16 protein-coding genes are annotated in these 15,982 nt (G+C 73.0%); 10 read left to right on the top strand and 6 right to left on the bottom strand.

Annotation, left to right across the window (positions count from 1 at the left end):
* Positions 1–53 precede the first annotated feature (53 nt).
* From VQH23_RS10450 to VQH23_RS10435, 4 genes are all read left to right on the top strand, one after another.
* Positions 54–1,160 carry a hypothetical protein gene (locus VQH23_RS10450; protein ID WP_338665579.1) on the top strand — a complete coding sequence of 369 codons (1,107 nt, stop codon included), beginning with the start codon at positions 54–56 and terminating at the stop codon, positions 1,158–1,160.
* A 36-nt stretch (positions 1,161–1,196) separates the two neighbouring features.
* Positions 1,197–2,441: a beta-glucosidase gene (locus VQH23_RS10445; RefSeq protein ID WP_338665578.1), complete on the top strand. Its 1,245-nt coding sequence runs from the start codon at positions 1,197–1,199 to the stop codon at positions 2,439–2,441.
* Between the two features lie 149 nt (positions 2,442–2,590).
* Positions 2,591–3,706: a glycosyltransferase gene (locus VQH23_RS10440; protein WP_338665577.1), complete on the top strand. Its 1,116-nt coding sequence runs from the start codon at positions 2,591–2,593 to the stop codon at positions 3,704–3,706.
* 275 nt (positions 3,707–3,981) lie between these two features.
* The gene (locus VQH23_RS10435; RefSeq protein ID WP_338665576.1) at positions 3,982–4,821 is read left to right on the top strand and encodes a DUF2243 domain-containing protein; all 840 of its coding nucleotides are present in this window, start codon (positions 3,982–3,984) and stop codon (positions 4,819–4,821) included.
* Between the two features lie 273 nt (positions 4,822–5,094).
* On the opposite strand, the gene VQH23_RS10430 is transcribed toward VQH23_RS10435, so the two are convergent.
* Together VQH23_RS10430 and VQH23_RS10425 are read right to left on the bottom strand one after the other, a co-directional pair.
* Positions 5,095–5,427, bottom strand: coding sequence for an SWIB/MDM2 domain-containing protein (locus VQH23_RS10430; protein WP_338665575.1), 333 nt, complete (start codon positions 5,425–5,427; stop codon positions 5,095–5,097).
* Positions 5,428–5,654: 227 nt separating this feature from the next.
* Positions 5,655–6,629 (bottom strand): tripartite tricarboxylate transporter substrate binding protein, encoded by a 975-nt coding sequence (locus VQH23_RS10425; RefSeq protein ID WP_338665574.1) that lies wholly within the window; start codon positions 6,627–6,629, stop codon positions 5,655–5,657.
* A 280-nt stretch (positions 6,630–6,909) separates the two neighbouring features.
* Here VQH23_RS10425 and pqqA point away from each other — a divergent pair, with 280 nt between their 5' ends.
* Genes pqqA through pqqE form a run of 5 tightly spaced genes read left to right on the top strand, consistent with a single transcriptional unit; the run spans position 6,910 to position 10,102 of the window.
* Positions 6,910–6,993: a pyrroloquinoline quinone precursor peptide PqqA gene (pqqA, locus tag VQH23_RS26590; RefSeq protein ID WP_408904332.1), complete on the top strand. Its 84-nt coding sequence runs from the start codon at positions 6,910–6,912 to the stop codon at positions 6,991–6,993.
* 40 nt (positions 6,994–7,033) lie between these two features.
* Complete coding sequence (gene pqqB / locus VQH23_RS10420; protein WP_338665573.1) at positions 7,034–7,966, top strand: pyrroloquinoline quinone biosynthesis protein PqqB; 933 nt, start codon at positions 7,034–7,036, stop codon at positions 7,964–7,966.
* A 5-nt stretch (positions 7,967–7,971) separates the two neighbouring features.
* Positions 7,972–8,721: a pyrroloquinoline-quinone synthase PqqC gene (pqqC, locus tag VQH23_RS10415; RefSeq protein WP_338666087.1), complete on the top strand. Its 750-nt coding sequence runs from the start codon at positions 7,972–7,974 to the stop codon at positions 8,719–8,721.
* Positions 8,718–8,993: a pyrroloquinoline quinone biosynthesis peptide chaperone PqqD gene (gene pqqD / locus VQH23_RS10410; RefSeq protein ID WP_338665572.1), complete on the top strand. Its 276-nt coding sequence runs from the start codon at positions 8,718–8,720 to the stop codon at positions 8,991–8,993. The genes pqqC and pqqD overlap by 4 nt, the downstream gene beginning before the upstream one ends.
* Complete coding sequence (gene pqqE, locus VQH23_RS10405; protein WP_338665571.1) at positions 8,990–10,102, top strand: pyrroloquinoline quinone biosynthesis protein PqqE; 1,113 nt, start codon at positions 8,990–8,992, stop codon at positions 10,100–10,102. The genes pqqD and pqqE overlap by 4 nt, the downstream gene beginning before the upstream one ends.
* 330 nt (positions 10,103–10,432) lie before the next feature.
* Here pqqE and VQH23_RS10400 read toward each other — a convergent pair whose 3' ends face one another.
* The 3 genes from VQH23_RS10400 to VQH23_RS10390 form a co-directional block, all read right to left on the bottom strand.
* Positions 10,433–11,050, bottom strand: a complete 618-nt coding sequence (locus VQH23_RS10400) for a c-type cytochrome (protein WP_338665570.1) — start codon at positions 11,048–11,050, stop codon at positions 10,433–10,435.
* Positions 11,051–11,055: 5 nt separating this feature from the next.
* Positions 11,056–12,270, bottom strand: a complete 1,215-nt coding sequence (locus VQH23_RS10395) for a PQQ-dependent sugar dehydrogenase (protein WP_338665569.1) — start codon at positions 12,268–12,270, stop codon at positions 11,056–11,058.
* A 132-nt stretch (positions 12,271–12,402) separates the two neighbouring features.
* Positions 12,403–13,629: an MFS transporter gene (locus tag VQH23_RS10390; RefSeq protein WP_338665568.1), complete on the bottom strand. Its 1,227-nt coding sequence runs from the start codon at positions 13,627–13,629 to the stop codon at positions 12,403–12,405.
* 294 nt (positions 13,630–13,923) lie between these two features.
* On the opposite strand from VQH23_RS10390, the gene VQH23_RS10385 reads away from it, so the two are divergent.
* Positions 13,924–14,823 (top strand): DMT family transporter, encoded by a 900-nt coding sequence (locus tag VQH23_RS10385; RefSeq protein WP_338665567.1) that lies wholly within the window; start codon positions 13,924–13,926, stop codon positions 14,821–14,823.
* Between the two features lie 115 nt (positions 14,824–14,938).
* Here the strand turns inward: VQH23_RS10385 and VQH23_RS10380 are convergent, their stop codons facing one another.
* Positions 14,939–15,925, bottom strand: coding sequence for an MBL fold metallo-hydrolase (locus tag VQH23_RS10380; RefSeq protein ID WP_338665566.1), 987 nt, complete (start codon positions 15,923–15,925; stop codon positions 14,939–14,941).
* Positions 15,926–15,982: the final 57 nt, after the last annotated feature.

The raw sequence follows: 15,982 nt of genomic DNA, 5'->3' as shown, positions 1-15,982 counted from the left end.
AGGTCTGGGCGACAGAGCGGGGAATTTATGAAATCTCGGACAGGACCGCTTCCATGAAGGTGATCATGCTGCCCTGCGTGGAGGGCGGCATCGGCCATGTCTCCCGGACGGCGACCCTGGCCCGTGCCCTCAAGCGCGCGGATCCTTCCGTGCAGGTCGAGTACGTGATCGACACCGTCCGGCTGCGGCCGCCCAACATCGAGATGACGATGCGGATGGGCTACCAGCCCCGCCTGCTGCCCCCGATCTCCCGGCAGAACCGGAACGCCGTCACCACCGCCTGCTTCGGGGACGCGGACGTCATCGTGGACGATACGGCGCGCTACCTCTTCCCGCTGCGCGCCTGCGTCCCCCGGGCCGCCTGGGTCTCCATCCCCATCCCGCCGGTGGGCGACGAGCTCTTCGGCGACTGGCCGATGATGCGCCAGATGGATGCCATCATCTGGGCCTATGCCCCTCTCGTGGCCCTGCCCGAGGAGATGTCGCTGGTCGAGGACCTGATCACGAGGACCGGCCCCTTCCTGGACCTGGCCGCTGTGCCGGGGCGGGAGGAGGCGCGGGCGGGCCTCGGTGCGGAGCCGGGAAGCCCGATGATCCTCTACGCGGTCCGGAACTTCCCCTTCACCAGGGAATTCGGCATCCGCGTCCTCACGGCCGTCTACCGGGCGGCGGAGCGGCTGCAGAGGGGCCCCCATCCCGGGCTGCGGCTGCACCTGCTGGCCGTGCACGACCGCGAGGAGCTGCGCGGCATCCTCGGGCTGGAGGCCTTCCCGGACTGGGTGCGGCTGGAGGGCGTGGTGCCCCAGGCCGAGGCCCTGCGGCACATCAGCGCGGCCGACATCGTCATCGGCGAGGGGACGAGCACGATGCACGAGGCCGCCGCCCTCGGCACGCCCATGGTGCTCGTGCCCGGCCCGATCTCCGAGACCCTTCTGCTCGGCGAGGCCCTCGGGCGGCAGGGGGCCGCGCACAGCTTCCTCCCGGATGCCGTGACCCCGGAGGCGCTGGAGGGCGCCTTCCGCGCCGTGCTCGACAGGCCCGGCGAGACGGGGATCATGCGCGACCGCGCGAAAGCCCTCATCACGGGCGGGGGCGGCGTGGACGCGGCCGCCCGGATCATCCTCGAGACCGGCGCGAAGCGCCGCGCCGCCACAGCCTGAACCCCCAGCCTGACCCATAGCCTGACGAAGCCCCCGATGCAGCCCAGCCCCGACGACGCCCGCACCGCCGACCGGAGCTTCCCGGAGGGCGGCAGCCCTGCCCCCGCCCCTGCCCCCGCCCCTACTGGCACCGCGCCGGAACTGGCCTTCCGGCCGAGCCTCTTCCGCAGCTTCTTCCTCGGCGGCTTCGAGTGCTCCACCCATCGCCGCCGGGACGGGCAGCGGCTGGACCTGCTGCGGAGCACGCGGCACGACGCCCTCGTCGCCGCGGACTACCGGCAGCTGGCCGGCCACGGGATCCGCTCGGTGCGCGACGGCGTGCGCTGGCACCTGATCGAGACGGCGCCCGGCCATTACGACTGGTCCTCCGCCCTGCCCGCGATCCGGGCGGCGCGGGAGACGGGGACGCAGGTGGCCTGGGACCTCTGCCACTACGGCTGGCCCGACGGGCTGGACGTCTATTCCGCGGCCTTCGTGGACCGTTTCGCCGCCTATTCCCGCGCCTTCGCCAGGCTGCACCTGGAGGAGACCGGCGAGGCGCCCATGGTGTGCCCGGTGAACGAGATCTCCTTCTTCGCCTGGGCCGGCGGGGAGGCCGGGCTGATGAACCCGTGCGACACCGACCCCGAGCGCGCCGGAGACCTGAAGTGCCAGCTGGTGCGCGCCGCCCTGGCCGGCACCCGTGCCGTGCGGGAGGCGGCGCCGGGCGCGCGGATCCTGGCGATCGACCCGATCATCAGCATCGTCCCGCGCCCGGGCCAGGACCCTACCGATGCGAGGGGCCGCAACGAGGGGCAGTTTCACGCCTGGGACATGATCGCCGGCCGCCTGGCCCCGGGGCTGGGCGGCTCGCCCGACATGCTCGACGTGCTCGGGGTCAACTACTACTGGAACAACCAGTGGCTCCATGGCGGCGAGCGCGAGCCGCTGCTGCCCGGCGATCCCCGGCACACGCCGCTCCGCGACCTGCTGGTGGCCGTCCACGCGCGCTACGGCCGGCCTGTCTTCATGGCCGAGACGAGCATCGAGGGGGAGAGGCGCGCCCCCTGGTTCCGCTACGTCGGGGAGGAGGTGCGCGCCGCCATGCGCGCCGGCGTGCCGATGGAGGGGATCTGCCTCTACCCCGTCCTGTCGCATCCCGGCTGGGACGACGACCGCTACTGCCCGAACGGCCTGCTGGAGCTCCGGGACGGAGAGGGCGAGCGGCCCGTCCACGAGCCGCTCTCTGCCGAGCTCTCCGCGCAGCGCGGGCTGTTCCGCGCCCTCTGCGGGGCGCCGTGAGCGACGGGGCGGAGGGGTGCGCCGCGCCCCTCATCACGCAGCGTTCATCGCGCCGGTATCATAGGAGCGGGTGACGCAACGGCCCCTCCCGTACTTACGACCCTATGATTCGACTTAGCGGAACGCCGCGCCCCCCTCTTCTCCTCTGCATGTCGCACCTGCCATGGGATTTGGTGCTTCAGCGCCCGCAACACCTGCTCTCCCGCGCCGCGCGGGACTGGCGCGTGATCTATTTCGAGGAGCCGCGCTTCGAGCCGCCCGGCCCCGACCTGCCGCGGCTGGCGCGCCGCCGCGCGGCGGAGGGCATCGAGATCGCCACGCCGGTCCTCCCCTACTGGGACGGCGTTCCCGGCAGCGTCGAGCGGGTGCAGCGCTCGCTCCTCGATGCCCTGGTCGCCGAGGCCGGCCAGCCCGACGTGCTGTGGTACTACACCCCGCTGGCCCAGGCCGTGGCGGGCCACCTGTCGCCGGGACTGACAGTCTATGACTGCATGGACGAGCTCTCCGCGTTCAAGGGCGCCTCGCCGCAGATGCTGATCGAGGAGCGGCGCCTCATGCGCCGCGCCGACCTTGTCTTCACCGGCGGGCAGTCCCTTTACGAGGCGAAGCGCGCCATCCGGCCGGATGTCCACTGCTTTCCCTCCTCGATCGACAGGCACCACTTCGTGCAGGCGCGCGCCGGAGGCCTCCCGGAGCCGTCCGGGCTACAGGGCATCCCCGGCCCCCGGATCGGCTGGTTCGGCGTGGTGGACGAGCGGCTCGACCTGGAACTGCTGGCGGCCTGCGCGGAGCGCCGGCCCGACTGGTCCTTCATCATGATCGGCCCCGTCGTGAAGATCGACCCCGCGTCGCTGCCGAGGCGGGCGAACATCCACTGGCTGGGTGGCCGCGCCTATGCGGAGCTCCCCGCCCATCTCGCCCACTGGGATGCGGGCCTTATGCCCTTCGCGATCAACGAGGCCACGCGCTTCATCAGCCCGACGAAGACGCCCGAATACCTGGCGGCCGGCGTGCCCGCCGTCTCCACCCCCATCGCCGACGTCGTCAGGCCCTGGGGCGAGGCGGGGCTGGTCGAGATCGCCGGGACCGCGGAGGAGGCCGTCACGGCGCTGGAGCGCGTGCTCCTGCGCCCCCGCGAGGCCTGGCTGGGCAAGGTGGACCAACATCTGTCCCAGATCTCCTGGGACAAGACCTGGGGCGAGATGGCCGGGCTCATCCGTGCGGCCGGGCAGGAACCCGCGCGAGCCGGCGCCATGCGCGCCTGACATCCGGGCATGCCCTGGGCCCCTCCGGCGCGTGGCGGGGCTCACGGCATCCTCGGCGCGGAACTCCGCAGCACCCTGCATCGGGGGTGATCCGATGGGGCAGTCCGGACGATGACCGGGACCTTCTCCGGATCAGCGAGGTGCGCGGGCATCCGGCGGCTTCCCGGTCACGCCTTGGGGAGACCGGCCGCCGCCTCTCCCGCAGGTAGCCCAGGTTAGGGGGCGATCGCGCCCCGTGCAGCACAAGGGTTCTCGCAGAGCTGCGGGAGAGCAGAATGAGCGCCGCCTCCATCCCCTCCGGCGGCACGGCGCGCGGAGCGCCCGGGTCGAGGCCGTCCCGCGGCCTGTTCCTCTCGGCCGGCCTTCTCGGCTTCTGCCTCGGCGGCTTCTTCGACGGCATTCTGCTGCACCAGGTGCTTCAGTGGCACCACTTCCTCTCCCTGGTCCCCGGCGAGTCCATGCAGGACATCCGCACCCAGATCCTGGCGGACGGGCTGTTCCACGTGGCGGTGTACCTCCTCGCCGCGCTCGGGCTCCTCGGCCTCTGGCGCACGAGAGGAGGCCTGCCGCTGGCGGGCCCGCGGCTGCTGGGCAGCATCTGCCTCGGCTTCGCCCTGTGGCAGGCGGTGGACGTGGTCGTCTTCCACTGGATCATCGGCATCCACCGCGTCCGCGTGGACGTGCCGGATCCCCTGGCCTGGGATGTCGGCTGGCTGCTCGCCACGGGGCTGCCGCCGCTCGGCGCCGCGCTGTGGCTGATGCGCCGGCCCGATCCGCCCCCTGGAACACCCCTTGGGCCATCCCGCGGGGGCACCGTCCTGGCCAGCCTGCTCGCCGCCCTCATCCTCCTCGCCGGCCCGGTCGCGGCCCTGCCGCCGGCGGGGATGCCGGTGACGATGGTGCTCTACCCCGCCGGCCACGGCGTGGAGGCGAGCTTCGCGGCGGCCACCGCCAGCGGTGGCCGCGTGGCCTGGAGCGATCCGTCCGGCGAGCTGCTGGCGGTGGACCTGAGCGGGGGCGGCTCGGTCATGGGCCTCTACCGGAACGGGGCACTTATGGTCGGCCGATCCAGCCTCGGCGGCGGCTGCCTCACCTGGACGCGGAAGCCCGCCTGACGCGGGGCGGGCAGCCTTCGCCCGCTCCCCTCCGGGCAGGAACCTTTCCGCGCGGGACCGAACGCGCCCTTTCCCGTGGCGCCCTCCCGCACGGACGGCTCGCGCCGCAAGGCTTCGGACCGGGATGAGATTCCGGGGAGAGCGGGTGGTCGGGTCAGCAGGTCTACGCGTGATGCCGGCCGGCTGCTCGCCCGAGGCCGCGTGCGGCGGTGCCCGGCCCCCCCCCCCCGCGCCACCAACCGGGGGCGCAGAGCCCCCGGCCGCGGCGGGGCGCTACTTCAGGTGCTGGGCGAGGTGCTTGTTCATCTCGAACATCGTCACCTTGTCCTTGCCGAACACCTCGCGGAGCTTGTCGTCCGCCAGGATCTCGCGCCCGTCCTTCGGGTTCTGCAGCTTGTTGGTCTTGATGTATTCCCAGACCTTGCTGACCACCTCGCCCCGGGCGAGCTTCTCCTTGCCCACGATCTCCGCGAGGGCGTCCGACGGCTGGAGCGGCTGCTGCAGCGCGTTCGGCTTGTTGCCCTTGGCCGGCTTGGCGACCTTGGTCCCCTTCACCTTCTCCTCGCCATCCTTCTTGGCGTTCGCCGCGCTTGCCTTGCTGGCCATGTGTCCACCCTCGCCTGTCGCCGGACGCCGTGTTCAACGTCCTGGAAGCCGCAACGGCGCGGGCGTTCCACGGGTTTCCGCGACCCCTCTCCGGCAGGCGGCGCGGCCGCTCCGGCGCGCCCAGCTCCGGCGGCTCCAGCTCCGGCATGTCCAGCTTCGGCGCGTCCAGCTTCGGCGCGTCCAGCTTTGGCAGGTCCGGGGGCCGGGCGCGCCGATTGCTGCTGCTCCTACTCCATGCGGGCGCCGGACAGCTCCACCATCTCCTTCCACATCGGGCGTTCCCGGTCCATGCGCTCCCGCGCGCCGGCCGGCGTGGATGCCAGGGCCTGCCCCCCCGCGACGAGGAAACGCTGCAGGACCGCCGGGTCCGCCGCCACGCCCTGCACCGCCGCCGCCAGCCGCTCCTGGACGGGCCCGGGCAGCCCCGCCGGGCCGATCAGCGCGGACCAGGCCGTGACCACGAAATCGGGGATCCCCGCTTCCGCCATGGTGGGGACCTGCGGCATCGTCGGCCAGCGCCTCTCCGTCGTGATGCCCAGGGCGGTCATCGCCCCCTGCTGGATCACGCCGGCGTAGGAGGCGAGGTTGTCGATCGCGAAGTCCACGTCGCCCGATAGCATCGCCGGGATTACCTGCGCCGCGCTGCGGAAGGGGATGTGGGTGCAGGCCACGCCCGCGCGCTTGAACAGCAGCTCCGAGCAGAGATGCGCCGAGGTGCCCACCCCGGAGGTGCCGTAGACCACCCCTCCCGGCTTGGCCTTCGCCCAGGTCAGGAACTCCTGGAAGCTGCGCGCCGGCACGAACTTCCCGGCCACCACGGCGACGTTCGGCACCTCCCAGGTCAGCGAGACGGGGGTGAGGTCGCGCACGGGGTCGTAGGGCATGGTGGCGTAGAGGAAGGGGTTGATGACAAAGTTGCCCACCGGGGCCGTTCCCAGCACGTAGCCGTCCGGGGTGGACTTCGCGACCGCGTCCACGCCGATATTCCCGCCCGCGCCGGAGCGGTTCTCCACCACCACCGGCTGGCCCAGACGCTCGCGCATGCCATCGGCCAGGATGCGCGTCAGGACATCCGTCGCGCCGCCGGCGGGGTAGGGGCAGATCAGGCGGATGGGGCGGTCCGGGTAGGAGGGCTGGGCCCGGGCCGTGCCGGCGGCGGCGACGGCAGCGGCGGAGCCAAGAAGCACGCGGCGTGAAAGCATTGCAGGTCCTGAACTCAGGGGTGAAAGCAGGGAAATCCGGGGGCCGGAGCCTAGCACCGGCCCATTTCCTGAGCCATTTAGCCATTTTCGTGCCAGCCCAGACCCCATGCCACGGTCGCCTCCCGGCCGGGCCCGGCCGGGCGCCCGCAACCCGCTCCGGTACGGACCGTTCCTGTGGCGGCCCCGGCCTGCCCGCCGGCCGCCCTTCGAAAAGACCGGTTGACGCCCGCAACCCGATCAGCAGGAATACCGGGCTGCCGCAAGGCACCCCTGAGGAGAGATGAGCATGGCCTGGAAGACCCCCAAGATCGTCGAGATCTCCGTCGCGATGGAAATCAACTCCTACGCCTGCGCCGAGGTCTGATTCGCCGCCCCCCGGCCCAGCCGGGGGGAGCAGGACACCGATGCTGAAGCTGATCGTGCTCGGTGCCGCCGCCGGCGGTGGTTTCCCGCAGTGGAACTCCGCCGGCCCTGGCTGCCTGCGTGCGCGCGCCGGCGATCCGGCCGCCCGCCCCCGCACCCAATGCGCCCTGGCCGTGAGCGCCGATGGCGAGCGCTGGGTCCTCATCAACGCCGCACCGGAGTTGACGGCGCAGATCGCCGCGACCCCCGCCCTGCACCCGCGCCCCGCACGGGGCGCTGTCCGGCACTCCCCCCTCGCGGCGGCCGTCCTCACCGGGGGTGAGGTGGACACGGTGGCCGGCCTCCTCTCCCTGCGTGAGCGCCACCCCTTCGCCCTCTACGCGACCGCCTCCACCCACGCCGTGCTCGCCGCCAACCCGATCTTCGGCGCCCTGAACCCCGCCATCGTCCCCCGCCGGGAGCTTCCGCTGGGAATGCCGCTGGCGCTGCGGGACGCCGAGGGAGGGCCGCTCGGCCTCCTCGTCGAGGCCTATCCCGTCCCGGGCAAGGTTCCCCTGTACCAGGAGAGCCGGGACGAGGCGGAGCCGGGCGAGCCGGGCACCACGATCGGCCTCGCTATCCGCGCGGAGGGAGGGGAGGCGGTCCACTTCATCCCGGGCTGCGCGGCGATGACAGACGCCCTCCGCGACCGCCTCCGCGGCGCCGCGACCGTGCTCTTCGATGGCACGCTCTGGCGGGATGACGAGATGATCCTCGCGGGTGCCGGCCCCAAGACGGGCGCCCGCATGGGGCACATGTCTGTCTCCGGGGAGAGGGGCACCCTCGCCGCCTTCGAGGGCCTGGGCGTGCGGCGCCGCATCTTCGTCCACCTGAACAACACAAACCCCGTTCTGCTGGAGGACAGCCCGGAGCGCGCGAGGGTCGCCGCCGCGGGCTGGGAAGTGGCCGAGGACGGCATGGAGATCACCGCGTGAGCGCGCTGCTGGCCGAGACCGGGGACGAGCTCCTCCCGCCCGGAGAACTGGAGGCGCGGCTGCGCGCCATCGGCGCGGAGCGCTACCACAACCTGCACCCCTTCCACCGGCTGCTGCACGACGGGAAGCTGACGAAGGGCCAGGTGCAGGCCTGGGCGCTCAACCGCTACTACTACCAGGCCAGCATCCCCGCGAAGGATGCCTCCCTCCTCGCGCGCCTCTCCACCACGGCGCTGCGCCGGGAGTGGCGGCGCCGGCTGGAGGACCATGACGGCGACGGCAGCAAGCCCGGCGGGGTGGAGCGGTGGCTCGTCCTCACCCGCGGCCTCGGGCTGGAGGACGCCTACGTCACCTCCCTCCGCGGCCTCCTCCCAGCCACCCGCTTCGCGGTGGACGCCTATGTCCACTTCGTGCGGGAGCGCAGCGTGCTGGAGGCGGTCGCCTCCTCGCTGACGGAGATGTTCTCCCCGGCCATCATCTCCGAGCGCGTCAGCGGCATGCTCCGCGCCTACCCCTTCGTGGACGAGGCGACTCTGGCCTACTTCACCCCGCGTCTGACCCAGGCGCCCCAGGACGTCGCCTTCGCCCTGGACTACGTGACGCGGGAGGCGCGGACGCGCCCGCAGCAGGAGGCGGTGCTGGCCGCGCTGCGCTTCAAGTGCGACCTCCTCTGGGCGCAGCTCGACGCCCTGCACCACGCCTATGTCGCCCCGGGCCTGCCGCCGCCGGGCGCCTTCGTCCCGGACGTGCCGTGACGGTCGCGCCCGCCAGCATCCCCCGCTTCGCCCGCGGCATGCGCCTGCGCGAGGACGCGGCGCGCGCCCGCTGGGTGGTGGTGGGGCCGGAGCGCCTCTTCGTGCCGGACGAGATCGCGCTGGAGGTCCTCCGCCTGATGGATGGCGCCCGCAGCGTGGACGCGATCGTGGACGACCTCGCCGCCCGGTACGACGCCCCGCGCGAGGCGATCGCCGCCGACGTGCTCGCCCTGCTGAGCGACCTGCACGCCAAGGGGGTGGTCACGGCATGACCCCTCCCCCACCCCCACCCTTGAAGCCCTTGGGTCTGCTCGCGGAACTCACCCACCGCTGCCCCCTGCGCTGCCCCTACTGCTCCAACCCCGTCGAGCTCTCCCGCGCCTCGGCGGAGCTGGATACCGAGACCTGGGGCCGCGTGTTCCATGAGGCGGCCGCGCTCGGCGTGCTCCAGCTCCACCTCTCCGGCGGAGAGCCCGCGGCGCGGCGCGACCTGCCGGAGATCGTCGCCCACGCCGCCCGCGCCGGCCTCTACTCCAACCTCATCACGTCCGGCGTGCTGCTGGACGCGGCGAAGCTGCGGGCCCTGGCCGATGCGGGGCTGGACCACGTCCAACTCTCCGTCCAGGACGCCGAGGAGGCCTCCGCCGACCGGATCGGCGGGCTGCGCGGCGGCCACGCCCGCAAGCTCCTCTTCGCCGGGGCCGTCCATGAGGCCGGCCTTCCACTGACCCTCAACGCCGTCGTCCACCGCCAGAACCTGGACCGCCTGCCCGCGCTGATCGACCTCGCGCTGCACCTCGGCGCCGGGCGGCTGGAGGTGGCGCATGTCCAATACTACGGCTGGGCGCTGCGGAACCGCGACGCCCTGCTGCCCAGCCGCACCCAGCTCGACGCCGCGACCGCCGTCGTGGCGGAGGCCCGCGCGCGGCTGCAGGGCCGCCTCGTCATCGACTACGTGGTGCCGGACTACCACGCGCACCGGCCCAAGGCCTGCATGGGGGGCTGGGGCCGGTCCTTCATCGCCGTCTCCCCGGCCGGGCTCGCCCTGCCCTGCCACGCCGCCGAGAGCCTGCCCGGCTTCAGCTTCCCAAACGTCCGCGATCACTCCCTGGCCGAGATCTGGACGCACTCCGAGGCCTTCAACCGCTTCCGCGGCACCGGCTGGATGCCCAGCCCCTGCCAGGGCTGCGAGCACCGCGAGCGCGACTGGGGCGGCTGCCGCTGCCAGGCCTTCGCGCTGACCGGAGAGGCGGCCGCGACCGACCCCGCCTGCTCCCGCTCCCCGCACCACCACCTGCTGGATCTGGCGGTGCAGGACGCGGCCGGAGCCGGGGGGGATTTCACCTACCGCGAGATGGCCCGCGCGCCCGTGCCGGGGTGACGCCTCCCTTGTCCTGATCCTTCGGCGGCCCACCGTGGCCAGAGGGAGGAAGAAGGAATTCTTCCTCCCTCCGGACCTCCCACCATCATCTTCTTCTTCGAGCTGGAGTCACTCCGCTGACGGTGCGCTTCGGGTCATCGACCCGAAGCGACTGCAAGGGCAGGATCTGCGGGACCGAGATCGGAAACACCTTCGATCATCGCATCCGCGGCAGCCCGATCGCGGGGTCCGGGGTGGCCGTTGCCACCCCGGTGGAGGGATTTCAGGGGAGGCGACGCCTCCCCTGCGGCCACCCGCAACGACAGCTCAGGAAGGGTGCGTCGGGCCGGGCTAGCGCTGCGAGACGTAGTGCGCGATCTGGCTGATCTGCGCGTCCGTCAGCCCCTGGACCACGGCGTTCATCTGCGTGTCCGTCCCGTGCCGGTTGTTGTCGCGATAGGCCTTCAGCGTGTCCGCCAGGTACTCCTCCCGCTGCCCGGCGATGTGCGGCACCTGGTTCTGCCCGACCAGGTTCGGCAGGTGGCAGACGCCGCAGCGCAACCGGTTCGAGAGGGCCGCGCCGTTGTTGTAGGCGGGCACGTTCCGCCGCGCCCGGTCCGGCGGCGGGGCGTGGCGCAGGGAAGCGAAGTAGGCGCCCAGATCCTCCACCGCCTCGTCGGAGAGGCCTTCCGAGGGCTCCTTCATCGCCGCCACGTCGCGCAGCCCCTCGCGGAACAGCACGAGCTGCAGCGCGATGAACTCGCGCTGCTGCCCGGCCAGGGACGGGATGGAGGGCGTGGCGGAGACGCCCCGCTCGCCGTGGCAGGCGCCGCAGCTGCGCTCCGCCGCCAGCCTCTCGCCCCGCGCGACGGCGGCATTCTGGGGCGCGGCATTCTCGGGCGCGCTTCCCTGCGCCGCGGCGGGAAGGGCGGGCGCCATCAGCGCCAGCCCCAGCAACAGAGCCCGCAAGCCCGTCACCGCTGGTAGGTGATGCGGTAGATGGCGCCGTTCTGCTCGTCGGAGACGAGGAGCGACCCGTCGGGCATCACCAGCACGTCGGTCGGCCGGCCCTTGAAGCTGTTGTCGCCCGTGTCGAGCAGCCCCGTCAGGAAGGGCTCCACCCGGCCCTGCGATCCGTCCTCGTTCAGCGCCACCGTCACCACGTCGAAGCCGCTCTTCGCGTCGCGGTTCCAGGAACCGTGGCGGGCGATGAAGGCGCGGCCGCGATAAGCCTCGGGGAACATGGTGCCGTTGTAGAAGCGCATCCCCAGCGCCGCCGTGTGCGGCCCGAGCAGCGCGACGGGGGCGGGGAACTCCGAGCACCTGCGGCCGGTGTGCCCGGGATCCTGCCAGGCGTTGCCGGAGCAGTAGGGGAAGCCGTGATGCTCGCCGGGGCGGGAGAGGCGGTGCAGCGTGTCGTCGGGCGTGTCGTTCCCCGCCCAGTCACGCCCGTTGTTGCTGGCGTAGAGCACGTTCGTGCCCGGCCGCCAGTCGAAGCCCACGGAGTTGCGCACACCGTGGCCCATCACCTCGCGGCCCGAGCCATCGGGGTTGTAGCGCACGATCAGTGCGTGCCGGTTCTCATCGAAGGTGCAGGTGTTACAGGGCACGCCGATGTTCATGTACAGCTTGCCGTCCGGGCCGAAGGCCGCGAACTTCCAGCCGTGATGCGCTTCCGTCGGCAGGTTGAAGGCCGCAGTCATGTCCACCGGCTCGGCGTTCGGGTTCGCCGCGATGTTGTCGTAGCGCAGCACGCGGTTGATCGCGATGACGTAGAGCGCGCCGTCCCGCACCGCCACGCCGTTCGGGTTGTCCAGCCGCTGCGCCAGGACGCGCGAGGTCCGGTTCCCGCCCTCCTCCTTCACGGCGTAGACGCGGCCGATGGCGCGCGTGCCGACATAGACCGTCCCGTCCTCGCCCCGCGCCATCATGCGCGCACCCGGCATGCCGGAGGCCCAGACCTCCGCCCGGAAGCCCTCGGGCAGGCGGAGGGAGTCCAGCGGGATGCGGTCGGCCGGCGTCGCCGTCAGCCGCGGCGCGTGGGGGGCTAGGGGGGAGTTCGCCTGGTCTCCCGTGCGGCCCTGCGCCCAGGCCGGCGGCGCCGCGGGCTGCTGGGCCAGGGCCGGGAGCGAGAGGGCAAGGGAGAGAACACCGGCCAGCGCCGGACGCCACGCGGGGTGGGACGTCATGATTTCCTCCTCGGCGGCGCTTCGTGCGCCATCCCCAGGGAGGCTAGTTTATGAACACGCGGCAAGACAATGGCGCGGGTCGCGTCCGGACCCGCCACACCCCGGCCGGCCCTTCCGCCGCCCCCGGCACGCCTAGGCGGCCGCGGCCGCGCGGATCGGCCCGCGCGTGGTCCAGTTGGCGGCGACCGCGCCGAACCCGACGAGGATCATCACCGGCCAGAAGGCCGCGTAGCTGCCCGTCCTCTCCACCAGGATCGCCGCCGCGCCCGCCCCGAGGAAGCCACCGATCTGGTGGCTGAAGAAGCAGACGCCGTAGAGCGCCCCGAGGTCAGCCACCCCGAATCGCCGGGAGATGGCCGCGGCCGTCAGCGGCACGGAACCGAGCCAGATGGAGCCGAGCACCGCGGCGAAGAGCAGCGTGCCCCATTCCGTCACGGGCAGGGTGGCAAAGAGCGCGATCGCGAGGCTGCGGACGAGGTAGATCGCGCCCAGTGCCACCTCCGGCCGGATGACGCCGCCGAGCCGGCCGCAGAGCCAGGACCCCGGGATGTTGAACAGCCCCACCAGCATCAGCGCGGTGGCGCCGAGCCAGGGCGGCATGCCGCAGAGCGCGAGATGCGTCGGCAGGTGGGTGGTCAGGAAGGCCAGCTGAAAGCCGCAGGCGAAGAAGCCGAGCGTCAGCAGGGCGAAGTCCCGCTCCCGCAGGGCGGTCCGGGCGAGGCCGGGCAGCTCGGACAGGGCGCGCCGCGGCGCCAGCGGATTGCGCGGCGACCACTCCATGGCGCGCGCGGCCGGCACGATGAGCAGCGCCATGGCGGCCATCGCGCCCAGCGCCGCGACCGCGCCGAACCAGCCCATGCCCAGCTGCGCGTAGGGCACCAGCATCGCCTGCCCGACCGATCCGCCGGCGGCGGCCAGGCCGAGCATGCTGCCCCGGCGCTCCGGCGGGGCCGCTCGCCCCACGGCCGCGATGACGCTGCCGGTCCCCGCGCACCCCACGCCCAGCCCCGTCAGGACCCCGATCCCCAGCACGGCCGTGAGGGGGGATGGGTGCAGCACGACAAGGCCGAGGCCGGCCGCGTAGAGCAGCCCGCCGACGGCGGCGACCCGCCCGGCGCCGTAGCGGTCGCCGAGCGCGCCGGTCACCGGCTGGGCGATCCCCCAGGTCAGGTTGTGCAGCGCGACGGCGAGCCCGAGCGTGACGACGGAGACGCCCGTCTCCGCGCTCAGGGGCAGGAGGAAAAGGCCGAGGGTCTGGCGGATTCCCATGGCCATGGAGGCCGCGACCGCGGCGGCCACCACCACGGTCCAGATACCGGGGTTCCCCATACCGGGGTTGGTTGCACCGGGGTTCCGCATCGTTTCCACCCTTCACCTCGCGCAGGTGCGGCGCTCGTCCTACCCCCGCCCGCGCATTAGGCGCGCAACCGCCGCAGGGGTCCAGGCCGCCACCGCCCGGCGCCGCCCTCCCCGGCGCCCGCGCGGTTCCCCAGCCATCCCTCCCGCCACATGGAGGAGGAGCCCAGGGCAGGAGGGCTGCCGGCATCGCGGCGGCCGCGCCACCCCGGGCTTTTCAGGATCACCCCGCGTCGCTAGTGCTGCGGCCCGGCCCCCGTCGCGGGCGGAAAGGGCCGCAAGGGGTGGAAAACGGCCGTGCTCTCATCTCCGCGCCCGGGCAGCCTGCCCGCGGGCGCCACCGGCGGCGTCGTCATGATGCTGCTCGGCGTGCTCCTCTTCGCCGTCAACGACACGCTCGGCAAATGGCTGGTCGGCTCCTACACGGTGGGGCAGCTGCTGCTGGTGCGCAGCGTCGCCGGGCTCTGCGCCATGGCGCCCTCGATCCGGGCGGCCGGTTCCCCCGCCTTCCTCCGGGCGCCGCGCCCGGGGCTGCAACTCTTGCGCGTGGCCTTCTCCACCCTGGAATCCTCGCTCTTCTTCTGGGCGCTCACGGAGCTGCCCCTGGCGGAGGTCATGACCTACTACATGGCCGGCCCGATCTACGTGACCGCCCTCTCTCCCTTCCTGCTGGGGGAGCGGGTCGGCTGGCGCCGCTGGACGGCCGTGGCGGTGGGGTTCGGCGGCGTCGTGCTCGCGCTGCACCCCTCGCCCTCCTCCCTCTCCTTCGGCGCGGTCTGCGCCCTGGCGGGCAGCTTCAGCTACGCCCTCTTCCTCATCACCACCCGCCAGCTGGCGGGCGTGCCGGGGACGGTGCTGATGACGGCACAGCTCCTGGCCGCGCTCCTCTTCGGCGCCGTGCTCGTCCTGACGCAGGGCTGGACGCCGCCCGGGATCACGGACTTCGTGCTCATGCTGTTCCTCGGCATCGGCTCGCTGGGCGGCAATCTCTGCGTGAACCAGGCGCTGCGGATCGCGCCGGCCTCCGTGGTGGTGCCCTACCAGTACACGCTGATCCTCTGGGGCATGCTCTTCGGCTACCTCTTCTTCGGCGAGGTGATCGGGCCGCTGACCCTGGCCGGGGCCGCCATCATCATCGGCGCCGGGCTCTTCATCTTCCTGCGCGAGCAGCAGCTGCGCCGGGAGGCACCCCGGTGACCCCGGCGCCGCTCCCGGACGCCTCCGTCCCATCCCTGCCCGATGGCGCGGCCGGCCCGTGTCCCGCCCCACCGGACCGGGCGAGGTCCGGGGCCTCACGGCAGCCGGCGGGCGGTCAGAACTGCCAGGGGGCGGGGACCCAGGCGTAGCCCGTGTCCGTCCTCAGCATCCGCCCCAGGCCGGGAAAGGGGTAGTGGAAGCCGAGGACGAGGAGCCGGTCGGCCGCCGCCCGGTCGAAGATCCGGCGGCGCGCCTCCAGCGCGGCGTCCTTGTCGCGGTCCGGCCCCGGCCGCCAGTTGCGGTCGATGTTGATGACGGGGAGGTAGGCGAGGTCCGCCGTCAGCAGCAGCTGGTCGCGCCCGGAATGGACCAGGAGGGCGGCCATGCCCGGCGTGTGGCCGGAGGCGGCGATGGTGGTGAGGCCCGGCACGATCTCCTGCCCGGCCTCGTAGAGCCGCACGTCGCGCGAGACGGGCTCCAGGCCGCGCTTGATGGCGGCGGCGAAGTTGCGCCGGAACTCCGCCGGCACGGGCATGTAGGACAGGTCGGGCTCGCCGCGGACGAAGAAGTCCCAGTCTGCGCGGGGCACGAAGACCGCGGCCCGCGGGAAGGCGCGGCCGCCATCCGGCGCGCGCAGGTTGCCGACATGGTCGGGATGGGCGTGGGAGACGACGACGGCGTCGATGTCGCCCGGCGTCAGCCCGACCGCGGCGAGGTTGGCGAAAAGGCGCCCGCCATTCGGCCCCATGCTCTGCCCGGCCCCCGCCTCGAGCAGGATGCGGCGCCCGCCCGTCTCGATCAGCAGCGTGTTGAGGTTCAGCGTCATGTGGTCGGCGGGGAGAAAGGCGTTCCGCAGCACCGCACCCAGCTCGGCCTCCGGCGCGTCGCTGGCGTAGACCCGGGGCGGCCCGCCGATCACGCCGTCGCTCAGCACCGTCGCGGCGACCTCCCCCACCCGGAAGCGGTAGTGCGCGGCGTTGCCGATCGGGGCCACGGCGCCCTGCGCCAGGGCGGGCCGGCCGGGTCTGCCGGTCAGCGCCGCTCCCGAGGCGGCGGCCGCCGTCAGCATGATGGTGCGACGGTTGATGGTCAGGCGTGTCACGGGGTTGCCGTCCTCGATCCCGGCGGCCGCGGCGTGCGGCGCCTGCCCCCGGAAATG

The sequence above is a fragment of the Pararoseomonas sp. SCSIO 73927 genome, assembly GCF_037040815.1.
Classification (GTDB): domain Bacteria; phylum Pseudomonadota; class Alphaproteobacteria; order Acetobacterales; family Acetobacteraceae; genus Roseomonas.
This window is presented reverse-complemented; position numbering and strand designations above follow the sequence as displayed.

Excerpts from the sequence above, each read along its gene's own strand:
- VQH23_RS10425 (WP_338665574.1), bottom strand. The coding sequence starts at position 6,629 with ATGCTTTCACGCCGCGTGCTTCTTGGCTCCGCCGCTGCCGTCGCCGCC.
- VQH23_RS10445 (WP_338665578.1), top strand. The coding sequence starts at position 1,197 with ATGCAGCCCAGCCCCGACGACGCCCGCACCGCCGACCGGAGCTTCCCG.
- pqqA (WP_408904332.1), top strand. The coding sequence starts at position 6,910 with ATGAGCATGGCCTGGAAGACCCCCAAGATCGTCGAGATCTCCGTCGCG.
- VQH23_RS10450 (WP_338665579.1), top strand. The coding sequence starts at position 54 with ATGAAGGTGATCATGCTGCCCTGCGTGGAGGGCGGCATCGGCCATGTC.
- VQH23_RS10390 (WP_338665568.1), bottom strand. The coding sequence starts at position 13,629 with ATGCGGAACCCCGGTGCAACCAACCCCGGTATGGGGAACCCCGGTATC.
- VQH23_RS10395 (WP_338665569.1), bottom strand. The coding sequence starts at position 12,270 with ATGACGTCCCACCCCGCGTGGCGTCCGGCGCTGGCCGGTGTTCTCTCC.
- VQH23_RS10430 (WP_338665575.1), bottom strand. The coding sequence starts at position 5,427 with ATGGCCAGCAAGGCAAGCGCGGCGAACGCCAAGAAGGATGGCGAGGAG.
- VQH23_RS10440 (WP_338665577.1), top strand. The coding sequence starts at position 2,591 with ATGTCGCACCTGCCATGGGATTTGGTGCTTCAGCGCCCGCAACACCTG.
- pqqE (WP_338665571.1), top strand. The coding sequence starts at position 8,990 with ATGACCCCTCCCCCACCCCCACCCTTGAAGCCCTTGGGTCTGCTCGCG.
- pqqB (WP_338665573.1), top strand. The coding sequence starts at position 7,034 with ATGCTGAAGCTGATCGTGCTCGGTGCCGCCGCCGGCGGTGGTTTCCCG.
- VQH23_RS10435 (WP_338665576.1), top strand. The coding sequence starts at position 3,982 with ATGAGCGCCGCCTCCATCCCCTCCGGCGGCACGGCGCGCGGAGCGCCC.